General features: G+C 49.0%; 18 protein-coding genes and 1 riboswitch. Of the genes, 4 read left to right on the top strand and 14 right to left on the bottom strand.

The window, feature by feature from the left end; genetic code table 11:
• Positions 1 to 197 precede the first annotated feature (197 nt).
• From parC to KNO72_RS00345, 3 genes are all read right to left on the bottom strand, one after another.
• Entirely contained in the window at positions 198 to 2,603 is a 2,406-nt protein-coding gene (parC, locus tag KNO72_RS00355) for a DNA topoisomerase IV subunit A (RefSeq protein ID WP_214756995.1), read from the bottom strand.
• Between the two features lie 2 nt (positions 2,604 to 2,605).
• A complete protein-coding gene (gene parE / locus KNO72_RS00350) occupies positions 2,606 to 4,573 on the bottom strand; it encodes a DNA topoisomerase IV subunit B (RefSeq protein ID WP_078147927.1) in 1,968 nt (655 codons plus the stop codon).
• 126 nt (positions 4,574 to 4,699) lie between these two features.
• Complete coding sequence (locus tag KNO72_RS00345) at positions 4,700 to 5,104, bottom strand: CoA-binding protein (protein WP_012726331.1); 405 nt, start codon at positions 5,102 to 5,104, stop codon at positions 4,700 to 4,702.
• Between the two features lie 340 nt (positions 5,105 to 5,444).
• Here KNO72_RS00345 and KNO72_RS00340 point away from each other — a divergent pair, with 340 nt between their 5' ends.
• Positions 5,445 to 6,488, top strand: a complete 1,044-nt coding sequence (locus KNO72_RS00340) for a GGDEF domain-containing protein (protein ID WP_214684254.1) — start codon at positions 5,445 to 5,447, stop codon at positions 6,486 to 6,488.
• A gap of 15 nt (positions 6,489 to 6,503) precedes the next feature.
• Complete coding sequence (locus tag KNO72_RS00335) at positions 6,504 to 7,517, top strand: tyrosine-type recombinase/integrase (RefSeq protein ID WP_214688701.1); 1,014 nt, start codon at positions 6,504 to 6,506, stop codon at positions 7,515 to 7,517.
• Positions 7,518 to 7,579: 62 nt separating this feature from the next.
• Here KNO72_RS00335 and KNO72_RS00330 read toward each other — a convergent pair whose 3' ends face one another.
• The 3 genes from KNO72_RS00330 to KNO72_RS00320 are packed head-to-tail and all read right to left on the bottom strand — an operon-like array spanning position 7,580 to position 11,155.
• Positions 7,580 to 8,719: a hypothetical protein gene (locus KNO72_RS00330; protein WP_214756994.1), complete on the bottom strand. Its 1,140-nt coding sequence runs from the start codon at positions 8,717 to 8,719 to the stop codon at positions 7,580 to 7,582.
• Positions 8,716 to 9,927 carry a hypothetical protein gene (locus tag KNO72_RS00325; protein WP_214684248.1) on the bottom strand — a complete coding sequence of 404 codons (1,212 nt, stop codon included), beginning with the start codon at positions 9,925 to 9,927 and terminating at the stop codon, positions 8,716 to 8,718. The genes KNO72_RS00330 and KNO72_RS00325 overlap by 4 nt, the downstream gene beginning before the upstream one ends.
• A gap of 55 nt (positions 9,928 to 9,982) precedes the next feature.
• Positions 9,983 to 11,155, bottom strand: a complete 1,173-nt coding sequence (locus KNO72_RS00320; RefSeq protein ID WP_214756992.1) for a MalY/PatB family protein — start codon at positions 11,153 to 11,155, stop codon at positions 9,983 to 9,985.
• A 116-nt stretch (positions 11,156 to 11,271) separates the two neighbouring features.
• Between KNO72_RS00320 and KNO72_RS00315 the strand changes: the two genes are divergently transcribed.
• On the top strand, positions 11,272 to 11,925 hold the full coding sequence (locus KNO72_RS00315) for a M48 family metallopeptidase (protein ID WP_214756989.1): 654 nt from the start codon (positions 11,272 to 11,274) through the stop codon (positions 11,923 to 11,925).
• Positions 11,926 to 11,946: 21 nt separating this feature from the next.
• Here KNO72_RS00315 and KNO72_RS00310 read toward each other — a convergent pair whose 3' ends face one another.
• The 5 genes from KNO72_RS00310 to KNO72_RS00290 form a co-directional block, all read right to left on the bottom strand.
• Entirely contained in the window at positions 11,947 to 12,852 is a 906-nt protein-coding gene (locus KNO72_RS00310) for a methyl-accepting chemotaxis protein (protein WP_214756987.1), read from the bottom strand.
• A gap of 158 nt (positions 12,853 to 13,010) precedes the next feature.
• A complete protein-coding gene (locus tag KNO72_RS00305; RefSeq protein ID WP_214756985.1) occupies positions 13,011 to 14,312 on the bottom strand; it encodes a hypothetical protein in 1,302 nt (433 codons plus the stop codon).
• A complete protein-coding gene (locus KNO72_RS00300; RefSeq protein ID WP_214756983.1) occupies positions 14,309 to 15,565 on the bottom strand; it encodes a hypothetical protein in 1,257 nt (418 codons plus the stop codon). The genes KNO72_RS00305 and KNO72_RS00300 overlap by 4 nt, the downstream gene beginning before the upstream one ends.
• Complete coding sequence (locus KNO72_RS00295; protein WP_214756981.1) at positions 15,562 to 16,860, bottom strand: hypothetical protein; 1,299 nt, start codon at positions 16,858 to 16,860, stop codon at positions 15,562 to 15,564. The genes KNO72_RS00300 and KNO72_RS00295 overlap by 4 nt, the downstream gene beginning before the upstream one ends.
• A gap of 99 nt (positions 16,861 to 16,959) precedes the next feature.
• Positions 16,960 to 17,343 carry a DUF302 domain-containing protein gene (locus tag KNO72_RS00290; RefSeq protein WP_214684236.1) on the bottom strand — a complete coding sequence of 128 codons (384 nt, stop codon included), beginning with the start codon at positions 17,341 to 17,343 and terminating at the stop codon, positions 16,960 to 16,962.
• Between the two features lie 161 nt (positions 17,344 to 17,504).
• On the opposite strand from KNO72_RS00290, the gene KNO72_RS00285 reads away from it, so the two are divergent.
• Positions 17,505 to 17,900, top strand: a complete 396-nt coding sequence (locus KNO72_RS00285) for a Spx/MgsR family RNA polymerase-binding regulatory protein (RefSeq protein ID WP_012726343.1) — start codon at positions 17,505 to 17,507, stop codon at positions 17,898 to 17,900.
• A 28-nt stretch (positions 17,901 to 17,928) separates the two neighbouring features.
• On the opposite strand, the gene KNO72_RS00280 is transcribed toward KNO72_RS00285, so the two are convergent.
• Genes KNO72_RS00280 through KNO72_RS00270 form a run of 3 tightly spaced genes read right to left on the bottom strand, consistent with a single transcriptional unit; the run spans position 17,929 to position 20,430 of the window.
• Positions 17,929 to 18,591, bottom strand: coding sequence for a methionine ABC transporter permease (locus KNO72_RS00280; RefSeq protein ID WP_012726344.1), 663 nt, complete (start codon positions 18,589 to 18,591; stop codon positions 17,929 to 17,931).
• The gene (locus KNO72_RS00275) at positions 18,563 to 19,597 is read right to left on the bottom strand and encodes a methionine ABC transporter ATP-binding protein (RefSeq protein ID WP_214756979.1); all 1,035 of its coding nucleotides are present in this window, start codon (positions 19,595 to 19,597) and stop codon (positions 18,563 to 18,565) included. The genes KNO72_RS00280 and KNO72_RS00275 overlap by 29 nt, the downstream gene beginning before the upstream one ends.
• Before the next feature lie 11 nt (positions 19,598 to 19,608).
• Complete coding sequence (locus KNO72_RS00270) at positions 19,609 to 20,430, bottom strand: MetQ/NlpA family ABC transporter substrate-binding protein (protein ID WP_047795298.1); 822 nt, start codon at positions 20,428 to 20,430, stop codon at positions 19,609 to 19,611.
• A 73-nt stretch (positions 20,431 to 20,503) separates the two neighbouring features.
• Positions 20,504 to 20,608: riboswitch (SAM riboswitch) on the bottom strand.
• Positions 20,609 to 20,631: the final 23 nt, after the last annotated feature.

Below are 20,631 nucleotides of genomic sequence, written 5' to 3'. Positions count from 1 at the left end.
ATGTCTTTTTCGGCAAATCGATGCATTCTTCCTTTTCAGAACCCACATTCTCTGATGTCAGCTTTCCATCACGTATACGAATAACAATTGGTCGAGATGCACACGCGGCACCATCGACGACAACAACGCGATTTAGAGACATGGCTACGACAAAAAGACCTGTGAACGGCGAATCAGCCAAATCACAGGTCTTTTGATTAATTGAGATACACGTCCTCGATTTCACCGAACGAGTCTTCGTCAAAGACGAACGAGCCGTTGGCATAGCGATCGAGTAGCGTAAGGGTTTTTGTCTTCACTTGTTTTGCTTTTTCTTTCCCGACGATATGAAGCGTCTCATCCCCATGTACTGGAAGCACACGACGGATTTGGTGTGGTTTTGATTTGACCTCACGAATGAGCATCGTCCCACGAAGGTTGCGGTTCGTACAGTCGAACTGGTCGTCGAGTTTCATCTTCTTGACCGCTCCCCGTTGCGTCACGAGAACGAACAACGGTGGCGTGAAGAAGGAGAAGGCATCGGCGACGAGGTCACCGTCTTTCAGGTTCATCGCCTTCACACCGGCTGCCCGCTGTCCGACGACAGGGACATCATCCTCTTTGAACCAGAGACCGTATCCACGCTCTGAGACGAGGAACAACTGCCCTGGACCGTCACTGATTCCGGCGAAGACGACCTCGTCGTCACCTTTCAGCTTCAAGGCCATGAGTGGTTTCGATTTCCGCTGCGCGTCGTAGTCGCGTAACGGTGTACGTTTGACCATCCCGTCTTTCGTCACGAAGAGGCAATGGGCGTCCGTATCGAACGTCGAGACGACGTCTGCCGAGATGACCTGTTCCCCTTCAATCGGGACGAGGTTGGCGACGTGTTGTCCGGCATCCTTCCACTTCGATTCTGGAATCTGATGGATCGGGATGAGGAGGTAACTACCCTTGTTCGTCCAAACGAGCAAGTGGTCCGTCGTCATGGCTTGTGTCGTGAGAAGTGGACGATCCTTCTCTTTCATCTCCGGTAAAACGTCACTTGACGCGCCATACGAGCGCATCGAGGCACGTTTGACGTACCCGTCACGGCTGACGAATACCATCGTCTCTTCGACAGCAATCATAACTTCCGTCTTCAGTTTTAATTCCTCAACTTCCGACTCGATGACCGAACGACGGTCATCTCCGAACTCGTCACGCAATGCCGTAAGTTCTTTCACGATCAACTTTCGTTTTGTCGCGTCCACCTCGAGGATGTTTGAGAGGCGGGCAATCTCTTTTTGGAGCGCCTTTGCTTCTTTTTGCAACTCGACGATATCCGTATTCGTGAGTCGATACAACTGGAGCATGACGACCGCTTCGGCCTGGCGGTCCGTAAATGAGAACCGCTCCATCAGTTTCTTCTTCGCGTCCGTCTTGTCTTTGGCGGAACGGATCAATTCGAGCGTCTCATCGAGGACCGAGATGGCTTGTTCCAAGGCGTCGACGATTTCGGCACGTTTCTTCGCCTGTTCGAGCTCGAACGTCGTTCGGCGTGTCACTACTTCTTCGACGTGTTTCAAATAGGCGTCAATGATTGGGATAATTCCCATCTGTTTCGGCGTCCGGTTCACGATGGATACCATATTGTAGTTATAGGCGAGCTGTAGGTCCGTATGCTTCAAGAAGAAGTGAAGGACACCTTCCGCGTCCGCTTCTTTCTTCAATTCGATGACGACCCGAAGGCCCGTCCGATCCGTCTCATCACGGACTTCCGCGACACCTTCGACTTTTTTATCGAGACGGAGCTCTTCCATCTTTTTGACGAGGTTCGCCTTATTCACTTCATACGGAAGTTCGGTAATCGTGATCTGTTCACGGCCACCTTTTAGCTGCTCAATCTCGGACTTCGCTCGGATGATGACCTTCCCTTTACCTGTCTCGAACGCCTTGAGGATACCGTCTTTCCCCATGACCGTCCCTCCGGTCGGAAAGTCAGGTCCTGTGACATACTCGAGGGCGTCTTTCGCCGTATCGACCTGACCCTTCAAGCGTGCGATGGCGAGGTTGAGCACTTCCGTCAAGTTATGCGGAGGGATCTCCGTCGCATAACCAGCTGAGATCCCTGTCGTCCCGTTCATGAGTAAGTTCGGGAGGAGCGACGGCAAGACGAGCGGTTCTTCCGTTGAATCATCAAAGTTTGGCGTATAGTCGACCGTATTCTTCGCAATCGACGTCAACATGACACCCGCAATCTTCGAGAGACGGGCTTCCGTATAACGCATGGCCGCTGCCGGGTCACCGTCCATCGACCCGTTGTTCCCATGCATGTCGATGAGCGGATACCGGAGTTTCCAGTCTTGCGAGAGACGTACCATCGCCTCATAGACGGACGAGTCCCCGTGCGGGTGATAGTTCCCGATGACGTTCCCGACCGTCTTGGCGGACTTCCGGTATGGCTTGTCGTTCGTATTCCCCTCATGGTGCATCGCATATAGAATCCGGCGTTGTACGGGCTTGAGTCCGTCACGAGCATCCGGTAAGGCACGGTCTTGGATGATATATTTTGAGTAACGCCCGAACCGGTCACCGACGACCTGTTCGAGAGATAGATTTAAAATGTGTTGAATCGTCGACATCGTTACATCACTTCCTCAATCGCTTTAGTCACATGTTCATTGGCGATGATCGAATCATCTTCTTGGAGTCCGAAGGCGACGTTCTCCTCGATCCACTCACGGCGATGCGTGACGTTGTCACCCATCAAGACCGATACACGCTTGTCCGCGACAGCCGCATCGTCCACCGTGACACGGATGAGCGTACGGGTATCCGGATTCATCGTCGTCTCCCATAACTGGTCCGCGTTCATCTCACCGAGACCTTTGTAGCGTTGGAGGATATAGCCTTTCTTATACACTTTGACGAGCTTCTCGAGCGCCTCTTCGTCCCAGGCATAGTCGAACTGTTCGGACTTGCCTTTCCCTTTTGAGATGCGATAGAGCGGTGGCAAGGCGACGAACACACGGCCCGCCTCGACGAGCGGTCGCATATAACGGAAGAAGAACGTGAGAAGGAGCACTTGGATATGCGCACCGTCCGTATCGGCATCCGTCATGATGATGATCTTGTCGAAGTTGCAGTCATCCAAGTCGAAATCGTGACCGACCCCAGCGCCGATTGCATGGATGATCGTATTGATTTCTTCATTCTTCATGATGTCCTGAAGTTTCGACTTTTCTGAGTTGATGACCTTCCCGCGTAGTGGGAGGATGGCTTGGAACGTACGGTCGCGCCCTTGTTTGGCGGAACCACCGGCCGAATCACCCTCGACGAGGAACAGTTCGTTCTTGGCGGCATTCTTCGACGTCGCCGGCGTCAATTTCCCGTTCAAGATGCTCGAACGTTTCTTTTTCTTCCCGTTACGTGCCTCTTCACGGGCCTTTCGAGCCGCCTCGCGAGCCTGAGCCGCACGAATCGCCTTCTTGATGAGCATCGTCGCCATCTGAGGGTTCTCTTCTAGGAAGATCGTCAACTGTTTCGCCATAACGCTGTCAGCACTCGCACGTGCCTCTGGTGACCCGAGTTTCGACTTCGTCTGCCCTTCGAACTGGAGGAACTCTTCCGGGATCCGGACCGAGACGATGAGCGTGAGTCCCTCACGGACGTCGCCGCCGTCGAGATTTTTATCTTTCTCTTTGAGTAAACCGTTCTTCCGTGCATATTCGTTCATGATTCGGGTCATCGCCGTCTTAGCACCGACCTCGTGCGTTCCACCATCGCGTGTCCGGACGTTGTTGACGAACGAGAGCACATTTTCGGAATAGGCGTCCGTGAACTGAAACGCGAGTTCGATTTCGATCTCATTCTCGACCCCTTCGAAATAGACGATTGGGTGGAGTGTCGCCTTGTCGTCGTTCAAGTATTGGACGAACTCGGCAATCCCTTCCTCGTAATGGAACGTCTCTTGCTTCTCCGTACGCTCGTCCGTGAGCGTGATCGTCAATCCTTTTAAGAGGAAAGCCGATTCACGGAGGCGTTCGGCGAGCGTGTCATAGTTATACGTCGTCGTTGAGAAGATGGTCGCATCCGGTTTGAAATAGACACTCGTGCCGGTTTGGCGTGTCTTGCCTGTCTCAATCAGTGTCGTTTGAGGCACACCGCCGTCTGCAAAGGTCTGTTCGAACACTTTTCCGTCACGATAAATCGTCACGACGACCTTGCTTGATAGGGCGTTGACGACCGAAGCACCGACGCCGTGGAGTCCACCAGACGTCTTGTATCCGCCTTGTCCGAACTTTCCTCCAGCGTGAAGGACCGTAAAAATGACTTCTGGGGTAGGCTTTCCAGAGGCGTGCATTCCTGTCGGCATCCCGCGGCCGTGGTCACGGACCGTGATGGCATCGTCCTTATGAATCGTCACATCGATTTGACCACCGAACCCAGCGAGCGCCTCATCGATCGCGTTGTCGACGATCTCATAGACGAGATGGTGAAGTCCGCGATGGTCGGTTGACCCGATGTACATCCCCGGACGTTTCCGTACGGCCGTGAGTCCTTCGAGCACCTGGATGGCGTCTTCATTGTAATTAAATAGATCTGTTGACATAGCAGTCACCTCAATTTCGAACACACGTTCGTTTTTCTTTCCTATTGTATAGCTGTTCATCGATTCTGGCAAGCCTCCCTTGTCAGCCATCGCTGAAAAAAAGGAGACCTACCAAGGAGGTAGGTCTTATCCGAGTAGACGAGCATGTTCCACGTACAGGCAGCGATTCTCGACGTAGTCGAGTCCGGCATCGCGTACGATTTTCTCCGCCTCAGGACTTGAGAGACCGAGCTGATTGAAGACGAGCCCGACATCCCCATGTCGTACCGCATCTTCCGCGACACCTGCTAAAAATTCGCTGCGACGGAACACGTCGACGATATCGATTCTACCCGGGATGCTCTCGACGGACGGATACGCTTTGCGTCCGTTCCACTCCTCGAGCATCGGGTTGACGGGGATGACGGTATAGCCGACACGGAGTAAATACTCTGCGATCTGGTTGGCCGTCTTGTTCGGGTTGTCGGACACGCCGACGACCGCAATGGTCTTCGCTTCAGACAAAAGTTGCTTCAAACGCTGATCATCCATCCAAAATCCCCCTTTGGTTTACGTTTACAGTGTAACGTTACCTTCCTTCCTGTTTCAAGTCCTATTTTCATCATAAGGTATAATGACCCAACATTACAATTTCAAGACAAACCAATATGGTTTACATAACAAATTATTGTCTACCTTTTATTTTGCGGTAAAACTCATCGGTCGATTAACCACTCGATTCAGAAACAATCATGTAACTCATGAACATTGCGTGAAATATCTATTTCACGCAATGATACATACGAAATTAGGACGTTTTTTAAAGTCATTTTACGGACTTCTATACAAATTTAATCATTGTTTCGTTATACTAAAAGAAAGGAGGTGTGTGATGGGAACAACCTATGAAACTCGTCGAGGAACACTATATAACGAACGAATTACTTTTTACGGCAATGTCATCGCTTGGTTGGTCCACTTCCTATTTTGCATCTTGTTTTATCGTTTGGATATGACTCTCTTATTCCTATCAAATGGCTTGAGTGTGATCTATTACACGATTTCATTCTACTTTGTACATAGGCGGTGGTACGGCATCTTCTTTACCGGACTTTTTATCGAAGTCGTTTACAACGCCGTCATCTCGACCGTCATTCTCGGTTGGGAAATCAACATGCATTATTTCATCCTCATGATGGCCTATGGTGTCTTTTTCATGCCAAGCGTATCCAGAAGCCAACGCATCTTGACCACGGCCATCGCGATGTTGATTTATAGCCTTCTGTTCATCTATGTGTCCGACGGCATCGAGACCCTACCGATTCAGGTGGAACAAGCGCTCGGACTCTTTTGCATCCTATCGACCGTGGTGATGATCGCAGGGCTCTCCTTCATCTTCGAGTCAGCCGTTGTCGAAGTGACAGATGAACTCGAACGATCCAATGAGCGATTGCAAATCCTAGCGTCTACGGATGGATTGACCGGACTATTGAACCGAAAAGTTGGGCATGAACAAGTTTCTAAAGCAATCGACAAAGCCGCTCATGAAGGCGTTCCGTATGCAATCGTTCTCGGTGACATCGATCGATTCAAATCGTTTAACGAGACGTACGGTCATGATTGTGGGGACCGGGTGCTTCAACAAGTGGCCTCCATATTATCCGATATCGACGGCATGGCCGTCCGCTGGGGAGGAGAGGAGTTTCTGGTCTACCTATCGAGTCCGTCCGGTGACTTCCTTCCAATCGTCGAGCAGTTGAGACAACAAATCGAGTCGACCCCTCTCCATTACGCAGGAGAACGTCTTCATGTCACAATGACATTCGGACTTGCGGTTCGTGTTGGTCACGATACGGTCGAAGAGATCGTCAAAGAAGCGGACAACTTCCTTCGTGAAGGGAAGCGTAGCGGAAAGAATCAAGTGAGAACTACATGAAGAAAGGGGCATTCTATGAGTATTTTCCGTCAACTTGGACAGCGGCAGACACCGACGACGACGAAACGCTTCGAGTTGAACGGGTTGCACCGACTACCCGCATTCATCCAACAGTTTTTTCATCATTTAGCAGCGAAGCATTATTCCAAACAGACGGCCCAGCGCTATGTGTATGACGTTTTAGATTTCTTTCGTTGGGTCGAGCACGTTAGTGGTACTGAGTTAGAGCCTGAAACGATTGACTTGCCATCATTCACAGAGATTGACCATGCCGGAGCAGAAGCGTATGCGACTTATCTTGCCCTCGATCTCGATAATGCTCCGAGCGTCATCAATCGGAAGCTTTCAACGTTACAGTCACTCTTCAATTACTTAATCGAGACCAATCAAGCAACGGTGAATCCTTTTCAAACCGTAGAACGCCCGAAACGCGGCAAACGGAACCCCGTCTATTTGACGGAATCGGAGTGGCTCGATTTCTCGACGCTCGTACGTAGCAATGTCGGCATGACGAATCGCGAGGCGAGTTGGTACGAAATGAATCGCGCGCGAGACTTTTTAATTATACAGTTACTCGGACTGACAGGAATGCGCGTATCCGAGCTCGTCGGACTCAATTGGTCCGATATCAACATTGAGACCGGAACGATTCGGGTCATCGGTAAAGGCAATAAGGAACGCTTGATCCCCATCGCAGGACCACTTCTTCCACTCCTCTCTGAGTATCGCGACACGTCGAGCGAAGGGGCGGTGTTCCAAAATGAGAAGGGGCAACGAATCGCTGTACGGACGGTTCAGCATATGTTGAAAGGGCATATTGACCGCTTAAAGCCTTACCTGCCGTTCTTGAGCTATAAACAGGTAACGCCACATAAACTCCGTCACACGTTCGCTTCACGTCTCGCCATGGGGGGCGTCGATGTGCTCACGATTCAACAGCTTCTCGGGCATGAATCTGTGGCAACGACACAAGTCTATGCCCATATCGGAGATGAACGGAAAAAACACGCAATATCGAGTTTACAATAATATGTTATGTAAACTATATATCCAAATATAACCACCACCTATATAATGGGTGGTGGTTATATTTATGTGCTGGACATTGACAAAATCAAAATGGCATCATCGATGACCATAAAATAGGCATTGTCATAAGTGAGACGTTCTTCCGATTCTAAATCGAAAATCACGACACCGCTCGTAAGTCCTTCCGTATATTCATGGACGAGATAGCGGCGACCGATGACGCGTTCGAACGGTTCCACATCGATATAACGCGCACCGGTTGCGAGGTCGATGACTTCTGAGTGCATATCTGTCTCATCAACTTTGATAAAAATCGTCGAACTAATATCGTCGTACGTGAAATCAATCGGTTCATAAGCACCCCAATCGACGACCGATACTTCATGTAAGACATCGGGACCCGTCAAATCATAGATGACCTCCTCATTCAACGAGTCAACAAACGCGGAGAATCGAAGCGTCCCTTCATTTTCTCCTAGATATTGGACCGTGTCCCCTTCCCCTTGGAGACGGAGGATATCATCGAATGGCAATTCACCCCGTTGATCCCATATCGCCTCGACCGCCTCCTCGAGTGGGCAAATCAAGAGTGCCTCGGAATGGTCAATCGGGTCGTCAGGAGAGATGTGCCCATCATCGAGTGCATTGTAATAGTCAAACTCATCGAGTCTCGCGTTACAGACGATGTATGGAACACCATCGAATGTGGTCGTGAACAAATACAATTCTCGGAAACGTTCCGTCTTACCGACAAGACGCTCATCCCGAATACGCTCCCGTTGATTGGTCACGCGATCATAGAGCCACGCCTCATCCGATGTTTCAAACGCCGTCAAAAAGAGGAAGTAACGATGATCCAGTACCCAGAACAATGTGCTATTTCCACGCTTCTCAAACGTCGTGACCACTTCTTCGGTGCCCGTCTTGTAAGAGAAGGCGATCAATTCTGTTTTGACCACCCCTTCACCGTCGGGGACCTCATTTATAAAATAGACGATGTCTCCATCGACGAATAGCTTTGGATAACCGTAATCCGCGTACTCCCTCCGGTTCAATTGTGTGATCATGCCATCCTCTTCGTCAAAGCGATAGAGCGAGAATGTCGTGCGATCTTTCTTCTCTCGATAGTAGACCGAGGTAGGGGTAACGGCGATCACATCTTCATGATCGATTGGCATGGCTCGTGCGTCAACGATTCTCATAAAGCACCTCTCTCTTGTCCGGATTCAGCGGGTTCGACTGTCACAAGCCCAGGTGGTCGTTTCGGGAACGTGATCCGTAGATGAGCATATTCAATCACATTCTGATGCGGATGGTTCTTGTCAATCCAGCGAATCCGTTGTTGATTCGCGAGGGCATGCCCGATCTTTTCTTCCATTTGGAATTTGGAGATGTCACGAAACGCGACTTCTTGAATGTATGTTTCCTCATCGGTTTCAAACTGTTGCCAGATTCCCATGATCAATTGACCGAGGGATGAGACACGTCGTTCAGGGAGCGTGATCGTCCCTAGTGTTCGACTCACTTCCTTCAGACACTCGTTCGAGTCGTCCGAGACGGCAAATAGTCGTTTTGCCGTGTTGTTCATGACGCGATAGCGACGTTTCCCACTTTCAAGCCTGAGCACCTGCGCGTATGGTTCAACCGGGACACCATGAAAAAATGTTTGCGTTCCGCCCCATGCGAATCCAAACGACGGGTCAAACTTCCGGATCGTCTGCATGAAGGACATCATAAAGTCCTCGACTTCTCGTCGTTCGAGTCGAAGCCATTCGGCCAAGGCGAGGGTTCCTTTCTCTTTCGAAATCCGATCGACCGGGAAGAAGAGCTCACCATCCGATAGACGATGAGATTTCAATTCGACGCCGTCAGCACGATAATCGGTCGACGGCCTCCCCCCTCTCCCCGCGTAGATGACCCACTCATCGTCTGTGCTTTCGATGGCATATGCTTGATGTGCCCACGGTGGCGTCACGTATAAGGCGGGATACTCCTCGAAGGTGTCGAGGTGAATGTACGAGCGGTCATTCCAAAGGTGGGCGACGAGGCGTACGACCTCCCCTGTCTCCGAATCTTTTGGGGCGATGTAATTTCCGGTATCTCCGATGAACGTCAAAATGTGAAAACCATACCCGTTATACAGGTGACGCACAATTCGTTCAAAGACGGCTGTCACCATGCGTTCAAATAACGGATGATCTTCATTCCGATTGAGCGTTGGCGAATCGACCGTACACATGAGCCAACCCATCCGCTCATATAGACGAACTCGGAGCGGATAAGAGATCAACGGAGAAGAACTCGCATGAATCTCAGTCAAGCGGATATTGGACATGTTTTCGACTTGCAAGGTGAAGCCGCTACGTCTTAACTGTTCCTCCATCTTTTTCTTCCAGTTGATCGTCTCCATCCCATTCACTCACTTTCTCTCATCATCTCATTGTGAATTTTTCCCGATTCTCGTTTTACACAAACGCTTTTCGTTCCATTTGCGCGCTCAGTCGCTGAATCGCCTCGTCCAATAGTTCACGACGTGCCCCAATATTCATCCGTTCGAATGATTCACCTTGAGGACCGAACGGACTACCCGGTGACAAGAAGATTCGGACGTTTTGATGCAGCCAAGACTTCCGCTCCTCGGCTGACATCGGTAACTCTGAGAAGTCAATCCAAAGTAGATAACTCGCTTCCGGACGGGTCGTATGGAGCATCGGGAGGTTTGATTCTATGGAATCGATCACGTCATTCATTTGTTGCTCCAATTCTTCCCGTAACTGGTCGAGCCAATGTTCCGCGCGGCTGTCGGTATAGGCGGCGATGATGGCCGTGTTCGCGAACGGTGTCGGGAGCACGTGATGTTTGTTCTGTACTTTCGTGATTTGCTTCCGCCACTCATCGACCGGACAAATGATGTAGGACGCAAACAATCCGGCGATGTTAAATGCTTTTGAGGGCGCACTCACCGTGATGACACGTGGGTCGAGTGTGCCGATTGCGGTATGTTGATGAGAAGGGAACGTCAAGTCTGCATGAATCTCGTCAGCGACGACGATCACCTCATATTGATTCGCGAGTGCTACGACCTTCTCTAGTTCCGCTCTCGTCCAAACACGTCCAACTGGATTATGTGGGGAACAGAGTAAGAAAAGTTTCGCTTGTTTCATCGCTTCCTCGAGTGCGACAAAATCCATCTCGTAGCGTTCGTCAGTTTTTTTCAACGGGGCATCGAACACTTGTCGCTTGGAACCGACAACGAGTTCGTGGAATGGTGGATAGACAGGTGACTGGATGACGACGCCATCTCCGACTTCAGTCAACGCCTCGACGATATGAGTCAACGCAGGCACAACACCGCTAGAGAATAACACATGGTTCGGGTCTACAATCAAATCGTGACGTCGGCCGTACCAATCACTGACCGCCTTCTGCGCTTCAGGTGCGAACAATGTATACCCGAATTCCCCTTGAGCGGCTTTTGCGGCGAGCGCCTCGGAGATGGACGGGGCAGTCCGGATATCGATATCCGCTACCCAGAGTGGTAACACATCATCTGACAAACGGAACCATCGCTCCAACCCGTCCCACTTCACCGAATTCGTACCTTTACGTTCAAGTTGTTGTTGTAAAATTGATTTCATGTTCATCCCTCCTCCTCTTACTGTATCAAAGTTGATTCGACTACGTGCCAAAAAAAGCATGGCAGTTTTTTGCCGACTTCGTTATACTCGATCGAGATAAGTAAGGAGGCACAATAATGCGTGTTACCGTCATTCGAAACAAACGAAGAAAAAGAGCTGCCTTTTATGTCACACCGGAAGGAATCGAACTCCGGGTCCCGGCTCGATTGCCAAAACGTCTCGTCGACCGCGCACTAGAAGAGCACGACACATGGATTCGTGAGACGTTGCAGAATCTTCCTCAACAGACGTCTGTTCTCGATGAGGGGCTCGTTTTTCATGGGAAAAACTATCCGACCAAGATAGATAATGGCACGACTCTCCGATTTGACGGCTCCTCATTTTTCGTTCCGAGGAGATGGGACGAAAACGCCCTAGCTAAACATTATGAGGCATGGCTGCGCGACCGCGCGCTTGAATATGTAATCAACCAGGCACCGACTTACGAAAGACTATTAGGCGTTAAAGCGAAGAAGATTCGGATTGGTCATCAAAAGACACGGTGGGGATCATGTAGTTCGAATGGAACCATCTCCATCAATGTCCGCCTCATGCTGGCGCCGAAAGAAATGATGGACTACGTGATTGCTCATGAGTGGGTGCATCTCGTCCACTTCGATCACTCAGCTTCTTTTTGGAACACGTTACAAGCCATCCATCCGAATACCGTTACAGCGAAAGTTTGGTTGAAACGACACGGACATACGTTACGACTCAAAAAGACCGACTGACCCGGTGTCGGGTCAATCGGTTCACAGGTTGGATGTAAACGTGTCGGCCGTATCATGTAACTCGGCTGCGACCAGCTCGAACGAATGGAATCGCTCCATTGTCTGCTCCATCGTTTCGGCACTCAACTGAATCTCTCGATTCGATTCGGTGACGCCGTCAAGAATTTTTTGAAGTTCTAGATTCATCCCTTCCGTGTTCGAGTTGACGTCCACGACCGCGCGCTCGACCATACGTGAGAGGTTGCGGACCTCTGTCGCAACGACATTGAATCCGAGCCCGTGTTCCCCGGCTCGTGCCGCCTCGATGGCAGCATTCAGGGACAACAGATTCGTTTGTGCTGCAATCTCTTTGATCGACGAGGCAATTTTCGCGATGTCATCGGCTTGACGACGCAAGTTCTGAAGGGCACGGAGGTTGTCCGCGGCATCTTTTGCAAGCTTTTCAATCGTTTCATTCAATACTTTCGTGTCTTGCATGCCTGTCTTCGCCCGTTCGTCGAGCACATCGGTCATCGATTTAAAGCGATACGCGTAATCCTCAATCAGCTGTTGTCGCGCGGTGATGTCTGAGGCGATCTTGACGACCCCGACGACATCATCTCCTTCAACAATCGGCATGTACGTCGCCTCGAGCCAAATCGTCTCTCCTTTTGCATTCTCACGCTCCACTTTATCCGAGAAACTGAAACCATTCCATAATTTCTCCCAAAATGCCGAATACTCTGGACTGTTGACAAAGGAAGACGGGCAGAACAAGTGGTGCTGCATGCCAATCATCTCCTCGCGTCTGTATTTCATTGTTTTCGCAAACGTATCGTTCACATCGACGACCCGGCGTTGACGATCGAATCGAATTATCGCCATATTCGTTTCAATGGATTGAAAAACGTCTGCAGATTGAATTCCTTTTTGGTTCAAAGTACTCATTATAGATAGCAACCTTTCTCATTCTTAGGATTTTCGTACTAAATCGTGAATTTCAGTGTAACGTATCCTATAACATACCATTAGTCTCTTTTTATACAGAAGGTCAATATCTTGGATTTGAAGTATTTACCAAATAAAAAGACGCCGAGGGGCGCCTTTCACTCATCTAAATCAGGGAAATAGGAGAAAAACGTTTCCGCCCCTGCACTGCTCAGTTTGAACGTTTGGGTTCGTGTTTCATCCGTCACATAGACATCTACTTTTTTAGACCGTTTCTGGAAGCTTAACTGAAACTCTTGCCCTTTCCATCCCTCGATGATGGTGAGAAGGGGATAGTCCCCCACTTCTCCAGCTCGATCCACCGGTTCTGCCTCCTCAAATGCGTTCATCAAATCAGACATGTCGGTGCCAGCTGCACGCAATGTATCCGGATAATTCAATGTAGCCTCCGCATCTAACGGTTTTTTATGGAGAAAGAAGAACGGACCTCGCGGAACGGAAGGATTTGCAATGAGTCCTGCTTCAGTAGATTCTTTAATGGACTCTTTCGTGGCAAACTCGCCCTTCGTGTACGTCAAGCTGACTTCTTCTTTCACACGCTTTCCATTTTTCATGTATGAGAATATGTAAAGCGGTGTCTTAACCCCCGGCTCTAACGTATCCGTCTGGAGGACCCGTTCGACTTGTAATCCTTCGAACTGGATGGGGACATGTGCGCTCTCTTTCTCATCCCATACAAGGAACGGTTGAATAGATGTCGTTCCGTTCGTAGTTTCGAAGTAAAAGTGAGCGGCTTCCAATTTGTCATTATATCCGAGTGCAATCTTTGCGGTTCCCATTTGCGCATTATATGGTTCAATGGTTGAAATGGGAAAGATTCCATCCTGATCACCAACTGTCAATGCAATCGCGCCATTCAAGGGAGAAGTCAAATGAACCATCGTGTCTTTGAACAGGTTGATGGGCATCCCCAGGTACTCTGATGGGTCACTCTGTTCTGCGACTTCTTCTTCCTCTTTCGTACCCGCTTTCATTTTCGGGACGTTCGGAACTTCGATACCTGCTGATAAATCAAGGAAGTCCGGTAGTTCATCAATCTTCCCTAATTTCATGTTGGAATAGTCTCCGTCATAGCAAATGGTGTAGTTTTCTTTTCCTTTCAAGAAAGTCACTAATTTATATGAGCTCGGATCATAATCTGATATCATGACTTTCCGATTCACCGCATATGAATTGAAAACCGTTACATCCCCCTCGATCTGAGTGAGCGGTTCACCCGTACAACCGCCGAGAATTGCAGTCGACCACGTCTCCGACTCGGCATCCATCTGATTCGAATACAAATCGCCCACGTTCCATTGCTCAGGCATATAGTCCAACTTTACGACATCCATCTGTTCGCCAGCACAACCCGACAAAATCCCGACTGTGCTTAACATCAATAGCATTCGTTTCATCATGACCCTTTCACCTCCGGAAATAGATCCAAGAACCGTTCCGCTCCTTTGCTTGATAATTTGAATGTTTGATCGCGGAGCGGGTCCGTCAGATAGACATCGATTTTTTTGAATCGTTCCTTGAAACTTAACTGAAATTCTTGAGCACCCCAACCATCGATGATTGTGAGACGCGAATAGTCAGTCACATCTCCAGCACGTTTGACAGGTATTGCGTCATCAATCTCATTCATCAGATCTGATATGTCGTTCTCTTCAGCCATTAGCACGTTTGGGTACTGAATATCGAGCGCACCGTTTAATGGCTTCTCATGAACATAAACGAATGGACCATTTGAATGGCTAGCGTTTTGAACAGGATCATGTGTCGAAAATTCACCATTCAAATAAGTTAAACTGATCTCCTCATTCACACGTTTCCCATCTTCAATGAAGGAGAACGTGTAGAGAGGCGTCTTGACACCAGGTTTAAGAATGTCTTCCCGAAGTACCTGTTCTACTTGTAGCCCTTCGAATTGAATCGGCATGTGTTTATGCTCTTTTTCATTCCACACGACTAAAGGAAGCAGGGTCGTCAATCCATCTTCTTTCTCATAATAAAAATACGCTTCTTTCGATTGTTCGTCATACCCAAGCGCGATTCCTACTTCTTCCGATTGGGCACTAAATGGCTCTAAATGTGAAATGGGGAACAGTCCTTGTTGATCTCCAATCGTTAAATCGATTTGGCCATATAATGAGGGTGTCACATGAATCATCGTCCCCTCGAGGAGACGGACGGGCATAGGATAGTAATGACCTTGGTCTTTCTGTTCCATTTGTTTCAATTCTTCATGTGTACCCGTGCGAATCGTTGGCGTACTCAAGATGTCGGTCCCTTCTTCCGTATGAACAAAGTGAGGAAATTCATCTATCTCTTCCGCCCTTATCTGTTCAGATGCACTGTCATAGCAAACGGTGTATGGTTGATCTCCTTCCATATACATCACGATTTTATGTGCATCATCGAATTTTCGATTCAATTCATACGAGCGATAGACGGTGACGTCCTCTTCGATTCGTGAAATCGCTCTACCAGAACACGCATCGAGTAAATCAGGAGTCCACATCACCGACTTGGAATCCATATGACCTGATTGAAGATCTTTCACATTCCAATGCTCCGATATGTAATCTAGCTTTACGACATCCATTTCCTCGTCACCGCAACCTGTCAATAAACCTACACAACAAATGAGTAAAAGAATTCGCTTCATAATGTTTCCTTTAGGCGCGGAAATATGTCTAAGAACGATTCCGCTCCTTCGCTCGATAATTTAAATGTTTGATCGCGGAGCGGGTCCGTTAAATAGATATCGATTTTTTTCGAACGCTTTTGATAGCTGATTTCGAATACTTGACCCTTCCAACCGTCTGATAAAGTTAAATATCGATATTCTGAATCTTCTCCGCGGCGATCGACGGGGTCTGCCTCATTGACGATGTCGAACAATTCTTTCGCTTCCTCTTTCGTGGCATCACTATATTCTGCGAAGTCCATCGCCCCTCCATCGTATGGTTTGCGATGGACGATGACCCTTGGCCCAGCTTCTTCATCAGGCAACCAATCCTCAAACATCGGATCCGGTTCTTCTCCTTCTTTTAAAAACAAGCCAGGAGCGAATCGAACGGTCATCGTTTCGGTCACACGTTTCCCGTTTTTCAGATACGAGAAAGTATAGAACGGAGTTTCCTCTTCTTCGTTCAGTTCACGAGCTGTCGCGACAGTCTTGATCTCTAACTCGGAAAAGACCGTATTCTCTTTTGACTCCGGGTCCTCTAACTCATCAAACTCGATCGGTTGAGGTATAAAAAATTGACCGTCAAACGAGTAGAGAATATATGGACGAAACGTCTTTTTATCATATCCGATGGCAATCTGTTGATTCGGCATCTCAAATCCTCGTGGTTCGAACTGCGCAATTGGATAACGAATCGCCTTGCCACCAAGTTTTATTTCAAGTTCGCCGTAGAGTGCTGGTTCGATTTCCAGTAACGTATGCGGGAACGGGGTGATGGGCTTCCCGTCGATCTCCAACCCTTCTGCTTCCATTAACTCATCTTGTAGTGCGGAAGATGTCTGATGAATACTTGGGAGTTGTGGAAGTCGAATTCCGTCACTTGTATTCACAAAGTCTGGAAACGAGTCAATCGCTTCCGCCATCAATTGATTGGTGTAGCTTTCACGACATACGACATACCGTTCGTCACCTTCTAAGTACGTCACGACTTTCATCGTATATGGGGTCATGGCTGAAGCAGGCTCGGTTCTCCCTGCAATCGCCGTTTGATATACCGTGATGTCACCCTTTAATTCGGTTGCACGCTTCCCATCGCATGCAGCCAATACTTCTTTTGACTCTTGAACTTTAATCATCTCTCCTTCTTTTGAATAGCTTTCCACGTTCCATTGATCCTCTATGTAATCTAGTTGAATGACTTCTATATTAGATGCCCCACATGCGCTTAAAAATGAAGCACTAAGTAACATCATGATTCCTCTTTTGTACAAAATATCCCCTCCTATAATCTCCTCATCCAATTTTACCATTATCTAACTATCCTATACGAAAAAAATCCGCTCACGTTTCATGAGCGGATGGTAGAACAATCATTTACTTTGGTCGATGGCACGTTGCAATCGGGACTCGACGTCTAACGCGACGGCTTGTAACGATTCGTCATCGATGAGGCGAATTAATTCAGTCGGTCTCGGCATACCAATTTGGGTATGGTCTTCTTTTTCGAACACCGCGATTTTGCATGGAAGGAAGTAGCCTCCTTCTAATTGTTGCGACAGCACTTCTTTTGCCGCCTTCGGATTGCATACTTCTAATATACGATACTTCCCATCAATCCCCTGTCCCTTTTTCTCGAGCGTCTCACTCAAATCAAAGTCCCAGAGCACCCCGAATGATTCTTCTTTCAATGCTTCTCCGAGACGAATGACAACGTCATCCACGGTACGGTCAGATTGTACGGTATAGTCAAACATCTTCATTCCTCCTTATGTGGTTACTCATGAAATCTGTACCCGAACGAAGTCATGCTCAATCAAAAAGAAACTGTATGTGATTTGAAACATAATCACGCACTCGAACGTATAAAAGGAGATAATAGTTAGAACCAAACTGATGTAAAGGAGAAGTGGTTGTCGTGACGGTCACGGTATTCACGCATACGAGCTGCAGTTCTTCCAGAAAAACGATTGATTGGTTACGGGAACAAAAGATTCCCTTCATCGAAAAGAAATTGACAGACCAAGGTTTATCCTTCGGAGAATTCAAAGAGATGTTGAGCCTGACGGAAAATGGGACGACGGACTTGTTGTCGGTCCAAAAGAGTGTCTATAAACAAGCGGCAGAGAAACTAGATGAGATGTCGATTCGTGAGCTATATAGCTTCGTCGCCTCGAATCCTCAAATCCTGAAAAGTCCGATCGTCTTCGACCATCATCGCATCCAGGTCGGTTTCAGTGAAAAAGAGATTCGGACGTTCATCCCGAGACATGACCGCATCGCTGAACTGAAACGTCTGCTCCATAACGCATAAATCGTGTCGCTTTCGCGACACGATTCTTTTATGCCTTTTTCAATTTTGCCGCCAGTCGATTCCCGAAGGATTGGATGGACTGAACGAGGAGGATGAGGACAAAAATGGTCACGTACATGACTTCCGGTTCGAAACGAAGATGTCCGTATTGATAGGCAATGTCCCCCAGTCCACCTGCCCCGACGAGTCCCGCCATCGCCGTCGCTCCAATCAACCCGATCGTCGCAATCGTCAGTCCGAGAACGATGGAAGAACGTGCTTCACGGATTAACACATACCAGATGATTTTTCTCGTCGAGATGCCCATCGCCTCATACGCCTCGATGACCCCGCGGTCGACTTCGAGTAGTGCCGATTCCATGAGTCGCGCAATATACGGCGCGGTGAAGACAATCAAGGGGAGCAAGACGCCCTGCACGCCGATTGTCGTCCCCATGATGAACCGTGTGAACGGTAAGATGAAGAACAACAGAATGATGAACGGGATGGAACGGATGACGTTGATAACGCTCGATAAGCCACCATAGACGAATCGGTTTGCGAGTCTGCCATTCGGTCTCGTCAAAACGAGCAACGTCCCGAGCGGCAATCCGATCAAGGTCGAGATCAAAAGCGCGATGCTCGTCATCGTCAACGTTTGAACCGTTCCTGTCCAGATTAAGTCACCCCAGTCTGTCCAAAACTGTTGCATGGTTTGACACCTCCCTCACATGTACGCCGCTCGTCTTCAAATAACGGACGGCGAGTTCCGTTTGATCATGATCCCCGTCAAGATGGACGAGCAAGTTTCCGACAAGCCCCGCCTTTAACTTCTTGATTCCGCCTCCGACGATGTTCGGTAGGATGCCGAACCGCTTGGTCAATTGTGCCAGGACTGCTTGTTCCGTCTGACTGCCGATGAACGACAAATGGACGAGCGTTCCCCGGGTCTGGAGTTCCGAGACGACTTCTTCCGGCACGTCGAGGTTTGTCTTAAGAAACTTCTGGGTCGTCTCGTGTGACGGATTGGAGAAGACGTCTAGTACGTGTCCTTGTTCAACGATTTGGCCACGATCGATGACGGCGACCCGGTCACAGATTCGTTCGATGACTTCCATCTCATGTGTGATCAAGAAAATCGTCAATCCGAGCTCGCGATTGATTTCGAGCAGTAACTCTAAAATCGACTCGGTCGTTTCAGGGTCGAGCGCACTTGTCGCCTCATCACTGAGGAGAATATCAGGCTCATGGGCGAGCGCTCGCGCAATGGCGACACGTTGTTTCTGTCCACCCGACAATTGTTCAGGGTAATGGTTCCGATGTTCGCTCAGTCCGACGATTTGGAGATAGCGGTCGACCCGTTCACCGATGATCTGCTTCCCCAGACCTTCGAGACGAAGCGGGATGGCGACGTTCTCTTCGACGGTCGCAGTCTTCAGCAAGTTGTAGTGCTGAAAGATCATACCGATTCGCTGGCGTAACGTCGACAACCCTTTCTTTTTGAGGAGCGTGATATCTTGTCCCTCAATCTCGACGACCCCTGATGTCGGACGCTCCAAAAGATTGATCATCCGGATGAGCGTACTCTTACCGGCACCACTTCGTCCGATGATTCCGAAGATTTCTCCTCTCTTAATCGTGAGGGAGACATCATCGAGTGCCGTGATCGTGTCTCCGTTGACCTTAAACTCCTTGGTGATATGTTTCAGCTCAATCATAAGACCCCTCCTTAAAACGCCGGCACGACCGAACCATTGAATTCTTCTTCGATGAAGGCACGTACTTCCTCTGAATGATAGTAAGACTCGAGCGTCTTCACGACTTCATCTTCTTTATTGGCTGAACGGACGACGACGTAGTTCGGATACGGGTTATCGACCGTATCTTCATGGAAGAGGGCATCTTCATTAATGGATAGACCCGCTCCCATCGCGAAGTTCGTGTTGATGGCTGCGAGTGCCACTTCCGGGAGTTGCGTCGGCAGTTGGGATGCTTCAAGTTCAATAAATTCGAGGTTGAGCGGATTCTCAGCAATGTCGCGCTTCGTTGCTTTATCCGTCAATCCTTCTTTTAACGTGATGAGTCCGGCCGTTTCGTATAATCGTAGCGCACGGAGTTCGTTCGCCGGGTCATTCGGGACGGCTACTTTATCGCCCTCCTTTAAGTCCTTGATATCCGTCAACTTCTCTGAATAGAGCCCCATCGGGAAAGCGACCGTCTTGAAGACGTCGTCAATCTTATATCCCTTGTCCGCTTTTTGCAGTTCGAGGAACGAGAGCGTCTGATAGCTGTTCACGTCGAGACTTCCTTCGTCGAGAGCGGTGTTCGGGGTGTTGTAATCATTAAATACTTTAATATCGATTTCGAGCCCATCTTCTTTTGCGAGCTCCTGTACTTTCTCGGCGATTTGCTCGTGTGGTCCACCAGTCACGCCGATCGTTAGCTCTTTCGTGCTTAGCGTCTCGCTCGCCTCGGATTGTCCGCACGCCGAGAGTGCGATGGCCGCAAGGATAGATGTACCTGCCAAAATGGTTTTTTGTTTAATGTTCATGAATGATTCCTCCTCCAAATGAAAAGCCCGCTACTCAAAAAGAGCGGCGGGCACGACACGTGAAAGTCGGACACGCTCATCTCCCAGACGTCTCGTCTGTTGGAATTAGCACCATGATCATTTCTGATCTGGTTGCCGGGTTTCATCGGGCCAGTCCCTCCACCACTCTTGATAAGCAATCGGTTCTATTATTTTGTTATT

The sequence above is a fragment of the Exiguobacterium sp. s123 genome, from assembly GCF_018617075.1.
Classification (GTDB): Bacteria; Bacillota; Bacilli; order Exiguobacteriales; family Exiguobacteriaceae; genus Exiguobacterium; species Exiguobacterium profundum.
This window is presented reverse-complemented; position numbering and strand designations above follow the sequence as displayed.